At 60.6% G+C, this 16325-nt stretch carries 17 protein-coding genes; 11 read left to right on the top strand and 6 right to left on the bottom strand.

Going from position 1 to position 16325, the window contains the following annotated elements; translation table 11 throughout:
* Positions 1-28 precede the first annotated feature (28 nt).
* The 5 genes from JFN91_RS04220 (at position 29) to JFN91_RS04240 (ending at position 4463) form a co-directional block, all read left to right on the top strand.
* Positions 29-745, top strand: a complete 717-nt coding sequence (locus tag JFN91_RS04220) for a TVP38/TMEM64 family protein (RefSeq protein ID WP_328745705.1) — start codon at positions 29-31, stop codon at positions 743-745.
* Between the two features lie 20 nt (positions 746-765).
* Positions 766-1500 carry a glycosyltransferase family 2 protein gene (locus JFN91_RS04225; protein WP_328745707.1) on the top strand — a complete coding sequence of 245 codons (735 nt, stop codon included), beginning with the start codon at positions 766-768 and terminating at the stop codon, positions 1498-1500.
* Between the two features lie 16 nt (positions 1501-1516).
* Positions 1517-2362: a sulfurtransferase gene (locus tag JFN91_RS04230; RefSeq protein ID WP_199387960.1), complete on the top strand. Its 846-nt coding sequence runs from the start codon at positions 1517-1519 to the stop codon at positions 2360-2362.
* Between the two features lie 173 nt (positions 2363-2535).
* Entirely contained in the window at positions 2536-2991 is a 456-nt protein-coding gene (locus tag JFN91_RS04235) for a hypothetical protein (RefSeq protein ID WP_199387961.1), read from the top strand.
* 170 nt (positions 2992-3161) lie between these two features.
* A complete protein-coding gene (locus JFN91_RS04240; RefSeq protein WP_328745995.1) occupies positions 3162-4463 on the top strand; it encodes a glycosyltransferase in 1302 nt (433 codons plus the stop codon).
* Here the strand turns inward: JFN91_RS04240 and JFN91_RS04245 are convergent.
* Entirely contained in the window at positions 4441-5757 is a 1317-nt protein-coding gene (locus tag JFN91_RS04245; protein WP_199387962.1) for a glycosyltransferase 87 family protein, read from the bottom strand. The genes JFN91_RS04240 and JFN91_RS04245 overlap by 23 nt on opposite strands.
* Positions 5758-6042: 285 nt before the next feature.
* Here JFN91_RS04245 and JFN91_RS04250 point away from each other — a divergent pair, with 285 nt between their 5' ends.
* The 3 genes from JFN91_RS04250 to JFN91_RS04260 all read left to right on the top strand — a co-directional run bounded on the left by JFN91_RS04250 (position 6043) and on the right by JFN91_RS04260 (position 8738).
* Positions 6043-6390, top strand: coding sequence for a type II toxin-antitoxin system HicB family antitoxin (locus tag JFN91_RS04250; RefSeq protein WP_236014951.1), 348 nt, complete (start codon positions 6043-6045; stop codon positions 6388-6390).
* 186 nt (positions 6391-6576) lie between these two features.
* Positions 6577-7203: a fibronectin type III domain-containing protein gene (locus tag JFN91_RS04255; RefSeq protein WP_199387964.1), complete on the top strand. Its 627-nt coding sequence runs from the start codon at positions 6577-6579 to the stop codon at positions 7201-7203.
* A 506-nt stretch (positions 7204-7709) separates the two neighbouring features.
* On the top strand, positions 7710-8738 hold the full coding sequence (locus tag JFN91_RS04260; RefSeq protein ID WP_199387965.1) for a transposase: 1029 nt from the start codon (positions 7710-7712) through the stop codon (positions 8736-8738).
* Positions 8739-8837: 99 nt separating this feature from the next.
* Here JFN91_RS04260 and JFN91_RS04265 read toward each other — a convergent pair whose 3' ends face one another.
* On the bottom strand, positions 8838-9236 hold the full coding sequence (locus tag JFN91_RS04265) for an addiction module antidote protein (protein WP_236014953.1): 399 nt from the start codon (positions 9234-9236) through the stop codon (positions 8838-8840).
* Between the two features lie 380 nt (positions 9237-9616).
* Positions 9617-9967 carry a hypothetical protein gene (locus JFN91_RS04275; RefSeq protein ID WP_199387966.1) on the bottom strand — a complete coding sequence of 117 codons (351 nt, stop codon included), beginning with the start codon at positions 9965-9967 and terminating at the stop codon, positions 9617-9619.
* Between the two features lie 338 nt (positions 9968-10305).
* Here JFN91_RS04275 and JFN91_RS04280 point away from each other — a divergent pair, with 338 nt between their 5' ends.
* Together JFN91_RS04280 and JFN91_RS04285 are read left to right on the top strand one after the other, a co-directional pair.
* Positions 10306-10806 (top strand): YybH family protein, encoded by a 501-nt coding sequence (locus tag JFN91_RS04280; RefSeq protein WP_199387967.1) that lies wholly within the window; start codon positions 10306-10308, stop codon positions 10804-10806.
* Entirely contained in the window at positions 10781-11731 is a 951-nt protein-coding gene (locus JFN91_RS04285) for a homocysteine S-methyltransferase family protein (RefSeq protein WP_199387968.1), read from the top strand. The genes JFN91_RS04280 and JFN91_RS04285 overlap by 26 nt, the downstream gene beginning before the upstream one ends.
* Before the next feature lie 17 nt (positions 11732-11748).
* On the opposite strand, the gene JFN91_RS04290 is transcribed toward JFN91_RS04285, so the two are convergent.
* On the bottom strand, positions 11749-12165 hold the full coding sequence (locus JFN91_RS04290; protein WP_328745716.1) for a rhodanese-like domain-containing protein: 417 nt from the start codon (positions 12163-12165) through the stop codon (positions 11749-11751).
* Here JFN91_RS04290 and JFN91_RS04295 point away from each other — a divergent pair.
* Positions 12115-12861, top strand: a complete 747-nt coding sequence (locus JFN91_RS04295) for an SAM-dependent methyltransferase (RefSeq protein WP_199387969.1) — start codon at positions 12115-12117, stop codon at positions 12859-12861. The genes JFN91_RS04290 and JFN91_RS04295 overlap by 51 nt on opposite strands.
* Positions 12862-12937: 76 nt before the next feature.
* Here JFN91_RS04295 and JFN91_RS04300 read toward each other — a convergent pair whose 3' ends face one another.
* Positions 12938-14659, bottom strand: a complete 1722-nt coding sequence (locus tag JFN91_RS04300) for a sensor histidine kinase (protein WP_199387970.1) — start codon at positions 14657-14659, stop codon at positions 12938-12940.
* Between the two features lie 297 nt (positions 14660-14956).
* A complete protein-coding gene (locus tag JFN91_RS04305; RefSeq protein WP_199387971.1) occupies positions 14957-16324 on the bottom strand; it encodes an ABC transporter substrate-binding protein in 1368 nt (455 codons plus the stop codon).
* Position 16325 lies beyond the last annotated feature (1 nt).

The following is a 16325-nucleotide window of genomic DNA, read 5'->3' on the forward strand; positions in this document are numbered from 1 at the left end:
AGAGCAGCAGCAAAAGGAGGCATGTGCCGTGTCGCGGCAAGAAAACCACATGAAAGGACCGGGGGCGCGCCAAAAGAGCCCCTGGCAGCCGGTCATACTGATCGCCCTGGTTGCCTTCGCCGTCGCCGGCGTCCAACTCTCGGGAGCGAGGGAATATCTCCAGCAGGACCGCCTGCGGGCGCTGATCGGCTCCTACGGCACGCTGGCTCCGGTCATCTACGTCCTCATCTACTCCCTGGCGCCGGTACTTTTCCTCCCGGCGCTGCCGCTCACCCTGGTTGGCGGGATCGTCTTCGGCCCCCTGTGGGGCGTCGTCTACACCATCGTCGGCGCCACCACGGGCGCCTCGCTCGCCTTCCTGGCCGCCCGCTATGCCGCGCGCGACTGGGTGGCGGCCAGGCTCACCGGCGCCAAGTGGGAGAGGCTCGATAGCGAGGTGGCGCAGCATGGCTGGAAAGTAGTCGCCTTCACCCGGTTGATCCCCGCCTTCCCCTTCAACCTCTTGAACTACGCCTTCGGGCTCACCAAGGTTCGCTTCGCCCACTACCTGCTGGCGAGCTTTGTCTGCATGCTCCCCGCGACCGTCGCCTTCATCGTCTTCTCCAGTTCGCTGCTCGATCTGCTCGGCGGCCGGGTTTCGCCCGCGCTCCTCGCGGGTATCTCCCTCATTTTGGTGGTGGTCCTGGTCCCGGTGTGCTACCGTCGCCGCAAAGCGCGCCAGGGAGGTTTTGCAGCGACTGAATGAGTGATTGTGCAGCAGAAACAGTGTTGGTGATACCGGCCAGGAACGAGGAGGCGGCGCTGCCCGGCGTATTGGCCCGGGTTCCCGCGGAGATCGGCCGCGTCGTCGTGGTCGATAACGGTTCCAGCGATGCGACGGCACAGGTGGCGGCCTCTTTCGGTGCGGCGGTGGTGTACGAGCCCGTGCCGGGTTACGGCCGGGCCTGTCTCGCCGGGCTGGCCGCCTTGCGCGACGCTCCCCCCGCCATAGTCGCCTTCGTCGATGCCGACGGCAGCGACGACCTCTCGCTGTTCCCGGAACTGCTCGCCCCTGTTTGTGCCGGGGAGGTCGATCTCATGCTCGGGCGGCGCGTCCCGGTTGAAAACGGAGCGCTCAGCTTCCAGCAGCGCTTCGGTCACCACCTGGCCACGGCGCTGATCCGGCTTTTCTGGGGGCATCGTTTCCGTGATCTCGGGCCGATGCGGGTAATCGGCTGGGAGGCGCTGGAGCAGCTTGCCATGCAGGATGAGGCGTTCGGGTGGACCGTAGAGATGCAGGTTCGGGCGGTGCGCCACGGGTTGAAGATCGGCGAGGTGGACGTCCCGTACCGCCGGCGCAGCGCCGGCGTATCCAAGATCAGCCGGACCGTCAGTGGCACCGTTCAGGCCGGTTGCACCATCCTCTGGGTCATCGCGCGCGAGCTCTGCTCGGAGTTGACCACCGGGAAACTTGTAAAAAGAAGGTCCCACGTTCCCCCCGCGGGGGGATTTGATTGTTGAATGAAGGAGACAGTAGATGTTTAAAATATTGACCGCTGTTCTGGCCCTACTCTTGGTCCAGATCATCCTCCCCTGGTCCGCGCAGGCTGGGGACCTCGCGCTCATCGACGCCGCTCAGCTGAAGGGAAGTGCTGCCAGCTATGTCGTTCTCGATGCCCGTCCCCGCGCCGAGTGGCTGGCCGGCCACATCCCGGGTGCCATCTCCTTTTCCTGGGACGAGTACACCCGCACCGACGCCCGCGGCGTTAAGTACAGCTCCTTTCCTCCCGGCGAACTGGCCGCTCTCCTTGGTGCGATGGGGATCTCCGAGCGCACCCCGCTGGTCATCTACGGCGATGCGGACAAGAGTTGGGGTGGGGAAGGGTACGACGCCTGGCTTTTCTCATGGCTTGGGCACAAAGGAGCGGTCCGCCTCCTAAACGGCGGCATCCAGTCCTGGCGCGGCGCCGGGCTGCCGCTTATCGCTGGAGCGGAAGCGCGGCAGGTAAAGAAGGTCCCCTACCTGTTCCAGGCAAAGCCGCGTACCGTGGTCTCCACCGAAGAACTGCAGGGGCAAAAGGATGCCTGCACCGTGATCGACGTCCGTTCCACCTTCGAATGGTTGAAGGGGAGGATCCCCGGTGCGGTGCACATCCCCTGGGACGACTTTTACACCGGGAAAGAGCGCAGGCCGCTGAACGGGGCGGAACTGCGCAAGCTCCTGACCAAGCATGGCGTTGACCTGAAAAAGCCGGTCGTGTATTACTGCCTGGGCGGTGTTCGTTCCGGCTATGCCTGGACCGTGCACCAGTTGGCCGGTCTCCCCGAAGCGAGAAATTACAAGGGCGGCTGGGAAGCCTGGGACAAGAGGGACGTGCGCTAGGTTCCGATCATCGGTTCGGCGCAGTATCCCTGCATCTGGATTATGTGGCCCGCGAAGCGCTGCACGTGAACTGAAGTTCCCCCCTTTGCGAAGGGGGGCAGGGGGGATTTAGCTCTTTGTTGGCACACCCGAAACATCCCTTTTTTCCCCTGTTGTTTGCACCGACCAAACCAATGATCCTTGCGGCGGCGTTGCTGTTCCTTGTCGCCGGTACCGCCGCCGCGGCGCCCGGCGACAAGAGGCTGCTCCTCTTCGCCAAGAACCCGGCCACCTGGTCCATCGTCAAGGATGGTGCCCGCGGCAAGCTTGGCTACCGCGAGACGGACGGCGTCTTCACCCTGACCGCCTCCGGACTTGCCCCGCGCTCCCCCTACGCCCTGGTGCGCTACCAGGAGGCTCCCTCCCGCGGCGCCGTCGTCGCCAGGGGCACCAGCGACGCGCAAGGAAAGCTGGTGCTGCAGGGGATCTGGCATAGCTGGGCCGGCAAGTTCTGGGTCGTCTCGGGAGAAGACGTGGCCGGCGCCCCCGGTTCCCCCGCTATCCCCAAGGCCTGGCGGCCCGAGCGCTACCTGTTCGAGGAAAAGCCGCTCGGCGTCCCCTGCGCCTGCCCCGAACCTGAGGAACCCTGATGTCGCTGCTCCTTCCCCTTTTGACGGCACTGCATTTCTGCGCCCTCTTCGGCCTCTGCCTCTATGGGCTCCACCGGCTCTGGCTGCTCACGTGCCTTTACTGTCATGCTTCCGAGCCAGCGCCTCCTCCGCCTCCCTTCACGAGGCGGGAAGGTTTCCCTTTGGTCACCGTGCAGCTTCCCCTGTACAACGAGCGCTTCGTGGTACGGCGCCTGATCGACGCGGCCGCCTCGCTGCATTGGCCCGCCGACCGGCTCGAGGTGCAGGTCCTGGACGATTCCAGTGACGACACGGTGGCCATGGTGGACGAGCGGGTACTTTACTGGCGGGAAAGGGGAGTGGACATCCAGGTGCTGCGGCGCGACCACCGTGCCGGCTACAAGGCGGGCGCCCTCGCGGAGGGGATGCGGCAGGCGCGCGGGGAATTCCTGGCCCTGTTCGATGCGGACTTCATCCCGGCGCCGGATTTCCTGCAGCGCACCGTGCCCTGGTTCCGCGACGGCAAGGTTGGCATGGTGCAGGCGCGCTGGGACTTTTGCAACGCCGAACATTCCTGGTTCACCGGGGTGCAGGCCCTGCTGCTGGGGCCGCATTTCAGCATCGAGCACCGGGTGCGCTACCTGAAGGGGCTCTTCTTCAATTTCAACGGGACCGCCGGGGTCTGGCGCCGGAGCGCCATCGAAGCTGCCGGGGGGTGGCAGTCGGATACCGTCACCGAGGATCTCGACCTCAGCTACCGGGCCCAGCTTGCCGGATGGCGCTTCGTCTACCGCGAGGAGCATCCCGTCCCTTCCGAACTTCCGGTCACCGTAGGCGCGCTGCGCAGCCAGCAGCAGCGCTGGGCCAAGGGGTCGATCCAGACCGCACGCAAGATCCTGCCCCGCTTGCTGAGGTCGAAGCTCCCTTGGGCCGTCAAAGTGGAGGCCGTGGCGCATCTCACCGCCAACTGCTACTGGCTTTTGGGCGTGCTGGTCATGTTGACGCTGTACCCGGCGATAACCTTCCGGGTCGGCATCGGGCTACACCAGATCCTGCGCATCGACCTCCCTCTTTTCCTGGGGACCAGCGGCGCCATCGCGTGCTACTTTCTCTTTTACGCCGTCCGCAGCAACACCGTGCAGCTTCGGCAGGTTTGCCTGCTCCCCGCGCTCGCCATCGGCCTGGCACCGAGCATTTCCCTCTCGGTGGTCAAGGGGATGTTCTCCTTCGGCGGCAGCTTCGAACGCACGCCCAAGTTCGGGGTGCGGGGGCAGGAACGTGTCCCGGGCCTAGCCTTTCTCTACTGCCAGCGGAGCTTCATGTATTTCGTCCTGAATGCGTTTCTGCTGTGCTACTCCCTGCTTCCCATCACCTTCGCCTGGCAGCGGGGTGTGGTCGGCGCGGTGCCGCTATTTCTCCTTTTCCCCCTGGGCTTCGCGCTGGTGCTCCTGAAGGATCTGGGCGAGTTGCTCATCTCCCGTCCGACGAACTGACCGCATGCTTCGCGTTTACCTGCCGGTTCCCTGACAACACCCGTCCCAACGCACCTGCCGTTACCGGCGCCAGGAACACCGCCGCCGTCACCCAAGCGCTTTCGGTCCATTGTCCCAGGATGAAATACGGAATCTGCACCCGGTAGGTGAGCTGGACCGCCCAGCAGAGCACGATACCCGCCGGTCCGGCCGCGAAAGGAAGCAATGTCGCCAGCATCAGCGCGTACCACGGCTGCAGGGTAGGGGTGGTGAGCAAAAAAGCCATGGTGATGGCATAGCAGGCCTCGATCACGCGCCTTTGCTGTGTGACCGGACTCCCCTCGTCCGGCGTGTCCGGCGCCCGGGCCACACGCGAGGTCACAGCGGCGATGCAGAACAGCAGAACGGCCACCAGGGCGAGGCGGGCGAGGCCGCCGGAACCGGTTGCGCCGCGCAAGGTGCTGAAGGCGAACCCGGCGAACTCCCAATTCCTGGCGTAGGCGCCGAGGCTGTCCGCTATCCGCGCCAAGTCCGGCAGAAACGGGACCGAGAGCGCCAACGCTCCGCAGCACAATCCCCCGAGAAAGTGCAGTCGGCGGCGTGAAGCCAGCAGGAAAAGTGCCGGTCCCAGGACCAGGGGGAAAAGCTTCACCAGTGCGGCCCCAGCGAAGGCGGCTCCGGCCAAGGCCGCGCCGGTTCGCCCTTTGCCGTTGGCCACCAGCAACAAAAAAGCCGCGACAAAAAGCGCCATGCCGGCCCCGTCCACGTGCCCGGAGCCCGCTATCTCCAGGACCGGCAGCGGGTTCCACGCGTACAAGACCGCCCGCCACGTCGGCAGACCTAACCTTTGCAGCAGCATGATCAGCAGGCCGCACAGCATCAGGTCGATTAACACCAGGAACGCCTTCAGGGCGGTAACCGTTCCTCCCAGGGCTGCCCCGGCGGCAAAGAGCAACTGCGCCGCGGGAGGGTAGATGGTCACGTACTCCGGGTGGTTGATCGCGGCGTGGAGCGTTTTGAGTTGCGCAGGAGGCGTTATGGCGGCAGGCGCAGCCGCATAGGGGTTCACCCCGCGCAGGATGTTGCCGCCGTCCCACAGGTAGCGGTAGATGTCGTCGGAGAGTTGCGCCGGGGCGAACAGGAACATCAGGCGCAGCAGCAGGGCGACCGCGATGATCAGCGTGGGGGACCAGGCGAAGGCGTGGCGCTCTCCCCGGTACAGCGTAAAGGCGAGGAAAGCCGTCGCCAAGGCAGTGATGCCGACCAGCGACGGAACCGCCAGGCGCAGTTCCGCGCTGCGTGCCAGCATCTGCATCAGGGCGAGCAGCAGTAAGGGGATTACAATGGCGGCACGTGGCCGTGTCCCGTCTTTATGGACATTTTCTGGCAGGTGGTGGGGGCTCACTCCGGCTTTATAGCACAGGTGCGGCGGTTTTACCTATACGATCCCGCCTCTCCTGCCTTTTGGGAGGCTCATTGACACTGTATCCAGTATCATGATGTTATGACCACTGCGGAAAAACAACTCGAGCAAATGCGCCATAGCCCAGGTGAATGGCGGATCGAGACCCTCACCCCTCCCCACGCGTTCGAAAGCTACATGCACGAAATCTCCCCCCTCTCGCCTGAGGACGGCGGTGGCTTTCTCATTACCTTTCCCGACCTCCCCGGCTGCATGTCGGACGGAGCCACCGTCGAAGAGGCGATTGCCAACGGAAGGGATGCTTTTTCCGCCTGGGTTGCCGCAGCCATCGACATGGGAAAACCAGTCCCCAAGCCGACCGCGAGACCCATGGAACTGGTCGAGGCATCGGGAAAATTCGTAGCCCGTCTCCCTAAGACTCTTCATGCCCGCCTGGTCGCCATGGCCCGGCAGGAAGGTGTCAGCCTCAACACCTTGGTGCTGACCCTCATCTCCGAAAGCGTCGGGCAAAAGCGCGCCCAGTAGCAGTAGCGTCACCGACCCTCCCCATCTGCCGCCAGGTAATCCTGCAGCTGTGGCCATTCTTTGCGCCTTCGCGCCTTTGCGTTAATGTTGCCTTTGGTTCTCCCCCCTAAGTTTTGCCCTTGAAATGACCGTTGCATATGCTACTTTAATTGGAGCAGTTTAATTCAGAGAACGGAGGCCAAAGACATGAGTAAAAATCGTGACGGCGGGGGGAAGGACGACGAAGTCATCCGAGCATTCGATGACCTCCTCACCAGCTTGATCAAGGATCCCTCCATCATGCAAAGCATCTATGATCTCTTGCCGGACCTGCAGAAGTTACAAGGGGCCCGTGACCGGCACCGCAGTCTCTCCCACCTGGTTGTGGACGGCGCCCATGACAAGGAGCCGGAACTGGAGGTGGCCCGTAACGACCTCATCGCAAAGATGAACATGCTCAACGGCATGGCAACCCTCACCGGCAAACACGACCCGACCATTCCGCAAAAACTGGGCCTGGTGCATCAGACCGCCGGCAAACGGGGCTCAGCTGCGGGCCTCTCGGTGCCGGGAAATTTCAGGATGGCATACGAGGGGCGCAGCATCATCGCCCGCGGGTCCGCGGTGAAGGGTGCCAGGAGTTACGAGATATGGGTCTGTGAGGGCGACCCGCTCGTGGAGTCGAGTTGGAGACACCACGCGACCTCGGGCAAGATCAACAAGATCGAAATAACCGGTCTGACGCCCGGCCGGCTCTACTACTTCAGGATCAGGGCTGTTGGTGCCCGTGACGCAGGGCCTTGGTCCACCTTCATCAGCATGATGGCGATTTAGATCCCCTCTCCAGTGCCACCACCGACTACCCGCGGGTTCGGTGGTGGCACTCGCCCCAAACTCCCCCCCCCTTGCAGTGCGGTTTGCGAGCATTAGCCGGTAAAATGGTGAAACGTCGCGTCAAAATCAGTAAACGTCCCCATGCAATCGCAAAACGTGCCTCTAAAATCAGAAAACGTGATCACAAAATCGGAAAACGCGATCATAAAATCGTGAAACGTCATCGTAAAATCGGAAAACGTCCCTCTAAAATCGTGAAACGTCATCACAAAATCGGAAAACGTGATCATAAAATCGTAAAACGTGCTCGTAAAATCAGAAAACGCGCCCCTTGTTGCTCAGGTCATCAAAAAGGGGGTGTAAAAAGCTTTGTGTAAATGGTCATTACGGGGTAAACCACTTACCCTAAGGAGCTACCATGACCATCAAAAATCCAACGGGGAGGCAGGGGGACGGTCATAAGATTATAAGATTCTAGGCGATGTTACGACGTTATGAGGATCGGCATGCCACGACAGGCTCGTATTGACATCCCTGGGGCGCTTCACCATATCATTTGCCGCGGGATTGAACGGCGCGAGATATTTTGTGATGATCATGATAGAGATAATTTCCTTTCGCGCCTGGTCGAGATAACGACCATCACGTCTACTCGCTGTTTTGCGTGGGCGCTCATACCCAATCACTTCCATCTGCTTTTAGAAACTGGGCTTATACCGATCTCGTTGCTGATGCAGAAGCTTCTGACTGGATACGCTACCGCCTTCAATTTGCGTCACAACCGCCACGGGCACCTGTTTCAAAACCGTTACAAATCGATATTGTGCCAGGAGGAGACCTATCTGCTGGAATTGGTGCGCTACATTCACCTCAATCCACTTCGGGCTGGCATCATTTCATCGATTGAAGCGCTGCGGGACTACCGCTACTGTGGGCATGGTTGCCTGCTTGGCAAAATTCCAGATCTGGAGTCATGGATGGAATCCAGACAGGTTTTAGGCCATTTCGGGAACTCGTTGAAGGAAAGCAGGCGGGCATACGAAGCTTTTGTTTTAGATGGGGTTGCAAAGGGGCCCCGCGCAGATCTTACTGGGGGAGGACTGTTGAGGAGTGCCGGAGGGTGGCGCGAACTCCACTCTGCAAGAGAAGCTGGCATATTCCTCCACAATGATGAACGAATCCTGGGCGACAGTGATTTTGTTGACTCCGCGCTGCAAATTGCAGAAGAAGATCTGGAGAGAAAGAGTTGGTACCGACGGGAAGAAGTTGATCTTCAACAAGTGATAGCTGTTGTAGCAAAGGCCATGGGCATGGAGAGGGCCGAGGTGTGTGCTGTTGGTAAGCAACCGCAGCATGTGCAGGCGCGTAGCCTATTATGTTACTGGGCGGTTCGTGAAATCGGACTGACGGAAACATCGATGGCAAAGTTTTTGGGGCTAAGTCAACCCGCGGTGAGCCAAGCTGTTGAGCGAGGCGAGCGGCTAGCGACTGAAAGAGGATGGGCATTGAGGGATTTGCTTCAGAGAAACTTATAAACTTATGACCGTCCCCCTGGTCTCCCGCGGACGGCTAACGCCGCGGGTCAAGGCCGACCCGTTGGACGAGGGAGAGAAAACCAGGTAAAAGGGCGAGATCTAATGGCGAGGCTGGGCAACCAAGCGGACTCCAAGGGCGGAACAAACTCGGCTGATGGTGTCGAAGCGTGGATGAGCTCCGGGACGCAAGGCTTTGTACAGGGCTTCGCGAGTCAGCCCGGCAGCTTGAGCAATTTCAGCCATCCCGCGCGCTCGTGCGGCTACTCCTAAGGCATGGGCCAACTCTGCTGCGTCACCTTCTTCAATCACCATGGTGATATACGCCGCAATGTCGGCCTCGCTTTTTAACTGCGCGGCAAGATCGAATTCTGGCAGGTCAGATACAACGATTTTTTTGGGCATGGGGCAATACTCCATTCTGGCTACCCGCTCGAAGGCAATGGCAATGTCGGCTGCTTGTGTGGACTTATCCCCACCGCCGAGCATAACGATCAGCATGTTGCCACGTTCTACATTCGCGAGCCGGAGCCAAAGAATTCACGCATCTCGAAAACGCCGTGGCCAACCGATTTCACATCCCCGAGATTGCCTCGCTGGGCCTTGTCTAGGCGTCGAGCCAGCCGTAACCGTGTGGTGCGGTCTTTGATGCCATTTAGCCAGGCGTCAAATTCGGGAAGGGTCTTGACGATGTACATAATGGGTGTTGTAGTCGAGCGATTACAAAAAGACAAGTGTCTCAAAGGCATAAAAACGTTGCCGAGATTTTGAGATTTGCAGATGCAACAGAGAGAAAAAGTCGAAATCTCAGCAACGTCCCCCGCAGTTCACGTCCTCCGCAGTTCGGTCCTGTTGGCGTCACCCGGACGCCAGGCCTACACTCATGCATCGATCGGTTTGTTGATTTCGTAGCCGTTGTCGCGGAAGGACTGTTTGAGTGAGGAACGCTGCTCTTCGGTCATTTCAGCCAGGATTTTGTGCATGTCGGCTTTCATCACGCCCGGCGCACATATCGCCTCTTTGATCCGGTCTTGCAGCGATTGGGGAAGTGCTGCCCCGGCAACGATGCGCCCGATATCGCCGGAATCGCAGAGCAGGTGTTGCCGCGCCTCGCAGTTCCTAGTGATGAAAAAGTTGCTGCCATCCTTATACACGAGAAAGTTGTTGCTGCTACAGCCGGCTACTGTCAGTGCCAAGACGGTAATGACAATACCAGAACCTGACCAGCGCATGGTTTACCTCCATGTCCAGCTGTACTTTTGTGGTTGCAAGTTACCACTGTACGTTGGCTAAACACCTTGTCAACTGGCTGGCTCAATGCACCATAGAAGTTTAAGAGGTCTGTTTGAATATCGTAAACAGGTAACGCTCCGGCCAACCGGTTTGACGCCGATAGCCCGAGAATGCCGGGCTTGCGGGTCAACCGGGCGCCTCATTGGGCAGACCTGGAAGCCGAAAAACGTTTGGATGAATTCTTGAGAACAGCGATAGTAACGACTAAATTATTGAGAAAGAGGCAGACGCAAAAGGCGAGTATGAAAGTGGATAATTCGTAGGCGAGGAACAGACCATGAAAATGGAAAACACTCCCGTTACAGGGAAAGAGAACAAGGACGAGCTGTCACCGATGTTGAGAGCCCTGTCGCAGTTTTATGAGGCCCTTAACTCAAGGGACATGGAACTGATGTCGCAGAACTGGCTGCAAGGTGACGAAGCAGCAATGGACAATCCACTCGGTGGGATAAAGAGAGGCTGGGAGGAGATCAGGTCTGTCTACGAGCGGCTCTTTGGGAGCACTTCTAACTATTACTTCGAGTTTTACGACTACACCCTGCACGATGCAGGCGAATTGTTTTACGTTGTCGGCCGTGAACGCGGTACATTCAAGACCGGGGATACCGTTCTTGAAATGCGGATTCGCACAAGCAGAATCTTCAGACTGATCAACGGACAGTGGCGCCAGGTGCACCACCACGGTTCCATCGAAGAACCGGAATTGCTGGCCAGCTATCAGCAGGCTGTGCTTGGAAGAAGGGAGGCAGACAGTGAACACCATCGACGCCTTTCTTAGCCGATACCCCTTCATCCTTGGCGAGGGTGCCGTTATCGAGCGCCTGCGCCGCAAGAAGGGATTGGAGCTTGATCCTTTCGTGGTGAACTCGGCTTTTATCTATGATGATGATAAGCGGAGGGCGCTGGAGGGGATCTGCCGGGAGTACCTGGACATCGGCTGCCAGGCCGGGCTGCCTCTCCTCATGTCTACACCGACATGGCGGGCGAGCAGGGAGCGGATCGCCGCGGCCGGTCTCGACGGCACCGACCTAAACGGCGACAACGCGGCTTTTCTGGAAGGTCTGAGACAGAGCTACCAGGGATACGCCGACAAGATCCTCATCTGCGGGTTGATGAGTTGTAAAGGTGACGCGTACCACCCCGACGAGGCTCTCCCGGAAAACCAGGCCGCGGAATATCATGCGTGGCAGGCGGAAAAACTTGCGGCGACGACGGTGGACTTTCTCCTGGCGGCCACGCTGCCGGCTCTGAGTGAGGCCACCGGCCTTGCCATGGCGCTGGCCAAGACGGGAAAACCTTACATCGTGAGTTTCGTGGTCCGACCAACCGGCACCCTCCTCGATGGCACACCGCTAAAGGAAGCCATCGCGGCAATCGACGCCGTAGCCAATCCCAAACCGCTCGCGTTCATGATCAATTGCACCCATGTCACCTTTGCCAGGTCTGCGCTACTGCATGAGACCAATTCGTCTGCAGAAGTGCGCCAGCGAGTCATCGGTCTTCTGGCCAATACGGCGGCTCTTAGCCCGGAAGACTTGGACAACAGCTCTGCTCTCGTGGAGCAGGAACCGGAGGCATTTGGGACATCCGTGGCCGCCTTGGGCAGGGAGCTCGGGTTGAAGATCCTTGGTGGGTGCTGCGGCACGGACGGCCGTCATCTCTCAGCTCTGGCCGCACGACTGCGGACTCCCACCTACTCCTGAGTCTGGGCAGCCTCGTGTCACTTTACCACAGGCATTCCTGACCGCCGCCAGCCGGCCATGTGGCCGGAAAGCAGGGTGACATTGTGATAGCCGCGGCCGTGCAGGATCTTTTGCGCTATCTGCGCCCGGGGACCGTGTTCACAGGTCACCACGAGTTCCGTGCCACGGTCAGCCGGCAATTTAGCCAGCCCCAGAAAGATCTTCCAGGTCGGGGCATGGTGCGCACCGCAAATGTGCCCTCTGCGAAACTCCAACCCGGTCCGGACATCGACTATGACGGGTCCTTTGTTTCGTTTCATCCGTTCCAGAAGTTCTTTCGGCTCCATTTCTTCTTCCTTTTGATGGTCAGCCTGCACCACATTACGCTCGAAAGGATTGCCACCATGGACATCCCGCGGATCTTCAACATCACCGAAAGCGCCCATCGCATCCATAACCCGATCACACCGGAAAAGCTTGCCACGCTCGGCGCGGCACTGCGTCTGGAGAAGGGGACACGAATCCTCGACCTCGGCAGCGGATCGGGGGAGATGCTGTGCACCTGGGCTCGTGATCACGGCATCGTCGGCACGGGCATCGACCTGAGCCAGTTGTTTTCGGGACAGGCCAAGCGCCGTGCTGTCGAACTCGGCGTCGCAGACCGCGTCGAGTTCATCCACGGCGATGCCGCGGGATACGTCTCCGACGAGAAGGTCGGTGTGGCGGCCTGTATCGGTGCCACCTGGATCGGCGGGGGAGCCGCCGGCACCATCGAACTCCTGGCGTGCAGCCTGTGCCGCGGAGGGATCATCCTCATCGGCGAGCCCTACTGGCGGCAATTCCCGCCGACGGAGGACGTTGCCAAGCAGTGTCACGCCGGCTCAAGCTCGGATTTTCTTATGCTTCCTGAACTGCTCGCGTCGTTTTCCCGCTTGGGATACGACGTCGTGGAAATGGTTCTGGCCGACCAGGACGGCTGGGACAGATACGAGGCTGCCAAATGGCTCACCATGCGCCGCTGGCTAGAGGCCAATCCCGATGACGAGTTATTCAACGAGGTTCGAGCCCAACTGACCTCGGAACCGGAACGCTACGCCACCTACACGCGCGAATACCTGGGGTGGGGCGTGTTCGCGCTGATGAGGCGGTGATCAGTCTGTCGGGCCGTCAAGGGCTGCAGGCAGTGCTTGGCAGGCGGCAGCAGAACGTATCGTGGGTGGGCGACGTTCAGATGTGGTGCTGCGGACCCTGCAGGGTGAAGTAGAAAGAGGCGCCCTTGCCCGGCTCGCCCTCGGCGCGGACCGCGCCGCCGTGCCGGTCGACGATCCTGAACACGGTGGCCAGCCCCACCCCGGTGCCGGGAAAGTCGCTGGAGGGGCGCAGGCGCCGGAAAGGCTTGAAGATCTGCTCGGCGTCGGTCGTCTCGAAGCCGATGCCGTTGTCGCGCACGAAGAACTCGTACTTGCCGTCGCAAAGCCTCTGTCCGAACTCGATCATGGTATGTTCGTTCCTGGAGGTGTACTTCCAGGCGTTGCCGAGCAGGTTCTGCAGCAGAACCCGGGCCAGATGGGGGTCGCACCAGGCCGTCATGCCCGCCTGGTTGCGCCAGTCCAGCGAGCGTTGCAGGTCGTACATGCGCAGTTCGGCAATGATGTCATCCGCCACACGCCCCAGGTCGACCTCCTCGCAACTTAGCTCCGTTCTCGTCACCCGGAACAGCACCAGCATCGCCTCGATGAACTGCTCCATGTTTTCGCAGCCGGTGTGGATGGCATCGACGAGACAGTGGCCGGTTTCGTCGAGCAGGTCGCGGTACATGTCGGCCAGGGCCTGGCCGGCCGCGTACACCGTGGTAAGCGGCGTGCGCAGGTCGTGCGACAGCGAGTAGCTGAAGGCTTCCAGTTCGCGGTTGTTGGCCTGCAGGTCGAGGGTCTGCTGGCGCAGGCTCGCGTTCAGCGTGCGGATCTCCTGCTCCGATGCCCGGCGCTCCGAGATGTCGCGCACCACGCAGATGATGCCTCCATCTTCCAGAAGCGACAGGGATATCTCCTGGGGGAACAGGGTGCCGTCCTTCTTGAGCCCGGTAGCCTCGCCGCGCCAGCCGTGGCCCTGACCGAAGGCGGCAAAGACGAGCGGCTCCAGCCGTTGGCGCTCCTCGTCGGTGTACAGCTTCTTCCAGTTCTGGCCTAACAGCTCCTGCTGCGAGGGATAGCCGTAGATTTCCGCGTGCGCCTTGTTGAGGTGGAGGTAATCGCCGGCGGGGGTCAACAGGGCAATGCCGTCCATGGATGCTTCTATGGCGGCGAACTGCTTTTTCAGCATGTTCTCCCTGTTCTTGCGCTCGGTCACGTCACGTACCAGTTCGATGGCCGCGGTGACGGCACCCGTGGCATCCACCAGCGGGGCGGCTGCGCTCTCGATGTGACGCGTCTGCCCGTCGATGACATGGGTCACCTCGTGCCGGTGCGGCTGGCCATCTTCGAAACAGTCGTTGACGACGCAACCGGGGCAGACGTCATCCCTGTCGTGGTAGGCGCTGTAGCAGTGCTGTCCGACGCGCTCGCCCTTGAACTGCCTGGCCTGCGGATTCTGGTACAGGATCCTGAAGTCCCGGTCCTGGACCGTCACCGCGTCAGGCACACTGGCGAGGATGGCCTCGGTACGACTTTTTTCCAGTGCCAGTTTGGCCAGGCTGTCTTCCAGCGCAGAGGTTGCTTCTTGCACCTTTGTCGACTTGCGGCAGGCACAGGCCATGAAAACCAGCAGAAAGAAGATGGTTTGGAGACGGTAGGTCAGTTCCTGCGCCTGCGGGCGCAGCAGCTGCTGCAGGAAGGTCCCTTCGGAAAAAAACGCCGCATCGAGAAAACTGTCTGTAAGCCAGGATGCCAGTATCAGGGCGCTGCCCGTGATCAGGGAGTACCGGCGATCTTTTTTGAGCCGCGACAACATATACTCACACTCTCCTTGCCAAACGACGTTCAGTGGCCTTGACGGCCGGGCGAGATCAATCCGGTCGCGGTCGTGATTGATCCGATCATTGCTATCTATCGTCTATACCGATTCGTATATCATATTGAAGTACGGGCTGAAAGTCTTTTTCGCAGGAGTCGTGTGGCAATCGGGGCGGGCGAGGGATGCGGCACGCCGTCATGCGCAGAGTTACTGTACCGGCGGGGGGCGGGTTGCGCCGGCGGGGAGAGTGACCGGCGCAGGTCGCCGTGCTGACGACCCGGAATGGGGGCGGTCCTACAACTGCTTGGGCTTCTTGCCGGAAAAATTGTTGTCGAAGCAGGTCGGACAGATGCCGTGGCTGAACTGGGCCTCGGTGTGCTGGGATATGTAGGACTCCATCTGCTGCCAGCTCTGTTCGTCTTTTCTGACCTTCTTGCAGTACATGCAGACCGGGATGATCCCCTCCAGGACCTTTACCTTGGACAGGGCCTGTTCCAGTTCCTCGTTGCGCTGCACCAGGGCGTCCCGGTGGGCCTGGAGGTTTTCCCGGCTGTTGATCAGTTTGACGAAGCTCATGGTGAGGGCCAGCAAGAGCAGCACGGATATGGTGGAGAGTATCTCGACCCGGTGACTGTAGACGTAGCCCGGGGGGCGGTTGACGATGATGCTGTCCGCCGGCAGCTTCCCCTGCGCGATCCCGAAACGCCGCAGCTCGTTGTAGTCGAACATGTCCTTGTTGGGGCTCGGCGTGACCGGGGGGAGGGCGTCGATGGACTCCCCTCTTAGCACCCGCACGGCCAGCGCCGCCGCCGCGGCACCGTGTTCGCGCAGGTTCAACAGCCGCCCGCCGACGATGCCTTTGCCCAGGTTGAATTCCCAACCGCCGTACACCGGGACCGGGCTGACTGCGGAGATTTTGCGCAGCGCCTCGTTGCTGGAGACCCGGTCGCCGTTTCTATCCTGCACGAAGGAGGCGAAATAGACGATGACGCTGCCGGGCCGCAGCTGTTTGACCCGGCTGATGAACTGGTCCAGGCGCAGGCCGGCCCAGTCGGAGAAGGTGGCCTTGTCCTGCAGTTGCGCTGCGGCCTTGCGGAACTCCATGTCGTTCAACTGACCGGTGACGGAATCGTCCCGGATGACGACGATGTTGTTGGTTGCGGGATGGAGGATGAAGATGAGATCGAGGGTGGCCTTGAAGCTGGGGCGCTCGTCGATGCCGATGATGCCGTGCTTGCCGGCAAGCCTGGAGCCGTCGAATGAGTTGGTGCCGCAGAAGACGACCGGGGTGGCGCCGAACAGTTCCGCCCGGTGCGCTTCGATGACATTGAAAGCATAGTCGTCGGTGGAGAGAATCAGGTCGAAGTGGCGCTGCTGGTATTTGAACCTGAGCAGATCGATGATTTTGGCATCGAACTCCTTGCTGCTGTTGTTTTTGGAGTCGAGATACTCGACCTGGAGGTCGGTTTCCGGCAACGCCCGGAGCAATGTCTCTTTAATCCCTTCTATGACGTCGTCGGATCCCTTGTACCCGGAATGGTAGGAGTTGAGGACCAGTACCTTCTTCCTGACGTTTTCGGCGCAGTGGGCATCGGTCAGCCATCCCAGCAGGCAGACGAGGACCATTATGTGCAGCACGCGGTTGAACCAAATCCCCGTCATC

Origin of the sequence: Geomonas anaerohicana (genome assembly GCF_016458305.1) — a bacterium.
Classification (GTDB): Bacteria; Desulfobacterota; Desulfuromonadia; order Geobacterales; family Geobacteraceae; genus Geomonas; species Geomonas anaerohicana.

Coding starts and splice junctions, on each gene's coding strand:
- JFN91_RS04230 (WP_199387960.1), top strand. CDS start 1,517: ATGTTTAAAATATTGACCGCTGTTCTGGCCCTACTCTTGGTCCAGATC.
- JFN91_RS04235 (WP_199387961.1), top strand. CDS start 2,536: ATGATCCTTGCGGCGGCGTTGCTGTTCCTTGTCGCCGGTACCGCCGCC.
- JFN91_RS04245 (WP_199387962.1), bottom strand. CDS start 5,757: ATGCAGATGCTGGCACGCAGCGCGGAACTGCGCCTGGCGGTTCCGTCG.
- JFN91_RS04250 (WP_236014951.1), top strand. CDS start 6,043: ATGCACGAAATCTCCCCCCTCTCGCCTGAGGACGGCGGTGGCTTTCTC.
- JFN91_RS04255 (WP_199387964.1), top strand. CDS start 6,577: ATGAGTAAAAATCGTGACGGCGGGGGGAAGGACGACGAAGTCATCCGA.
- JFN91_RS04260 (WP_199387965.1), top strand. CDS start 7,710: ATGCCACGACAGGCTCGTATTGACATCCCTGGGGCGCTTCACCATATC.
- JFN91_RS04265 (WP_236014953.1), bottom strand. CDS start 9,236: ATGCTGATCGTTATGCTCGGCGGTGGGGATAAGTCCACACAAGCAGCC.
- JFN91_RS04275 (WP_199387966.1), bottom strand. CDS start 9,967: ATGCGCTGGTCAGGTTCTGGTATTGTCATTACCGTCTTGGCACTGACA.
- JFN91_RS04280 (WP_199387967.1), top strand. CDS start 10,306: ATGAAAATGGAAAACACTCCCGTTACAGGGAAAGAGAACAAGGACGAG.
- JFN91_RS04295 (WP_199387969.1), top strand. CDS start 12,115: ATGGACATCCCGCGGATCTTCAACATCACCGAAAGCGCCCATCGCATC.
- JFN91_RS04290 (WP_328745716.1), bottom strand. CDS start 12,165: ATGGATGCGATGGGCGCTTTCGGTGATGTTGAAGATCCGCGGGATGTC.
- JFN91_RS04300 (WP_199387970.1), bottom strand. CDS start 14,659: ATGTTGTCGCGGCTCAAAAAAGATCGCCGGTACTCCCTGATCACGGGC.
- JFN91_RS04305 (WP_199387971.1), bottom strand. CDS start 16,324: ATGACGGGGATTTGGTTCAACCGCGTGCTGCACATAATGGTCCTCGTC.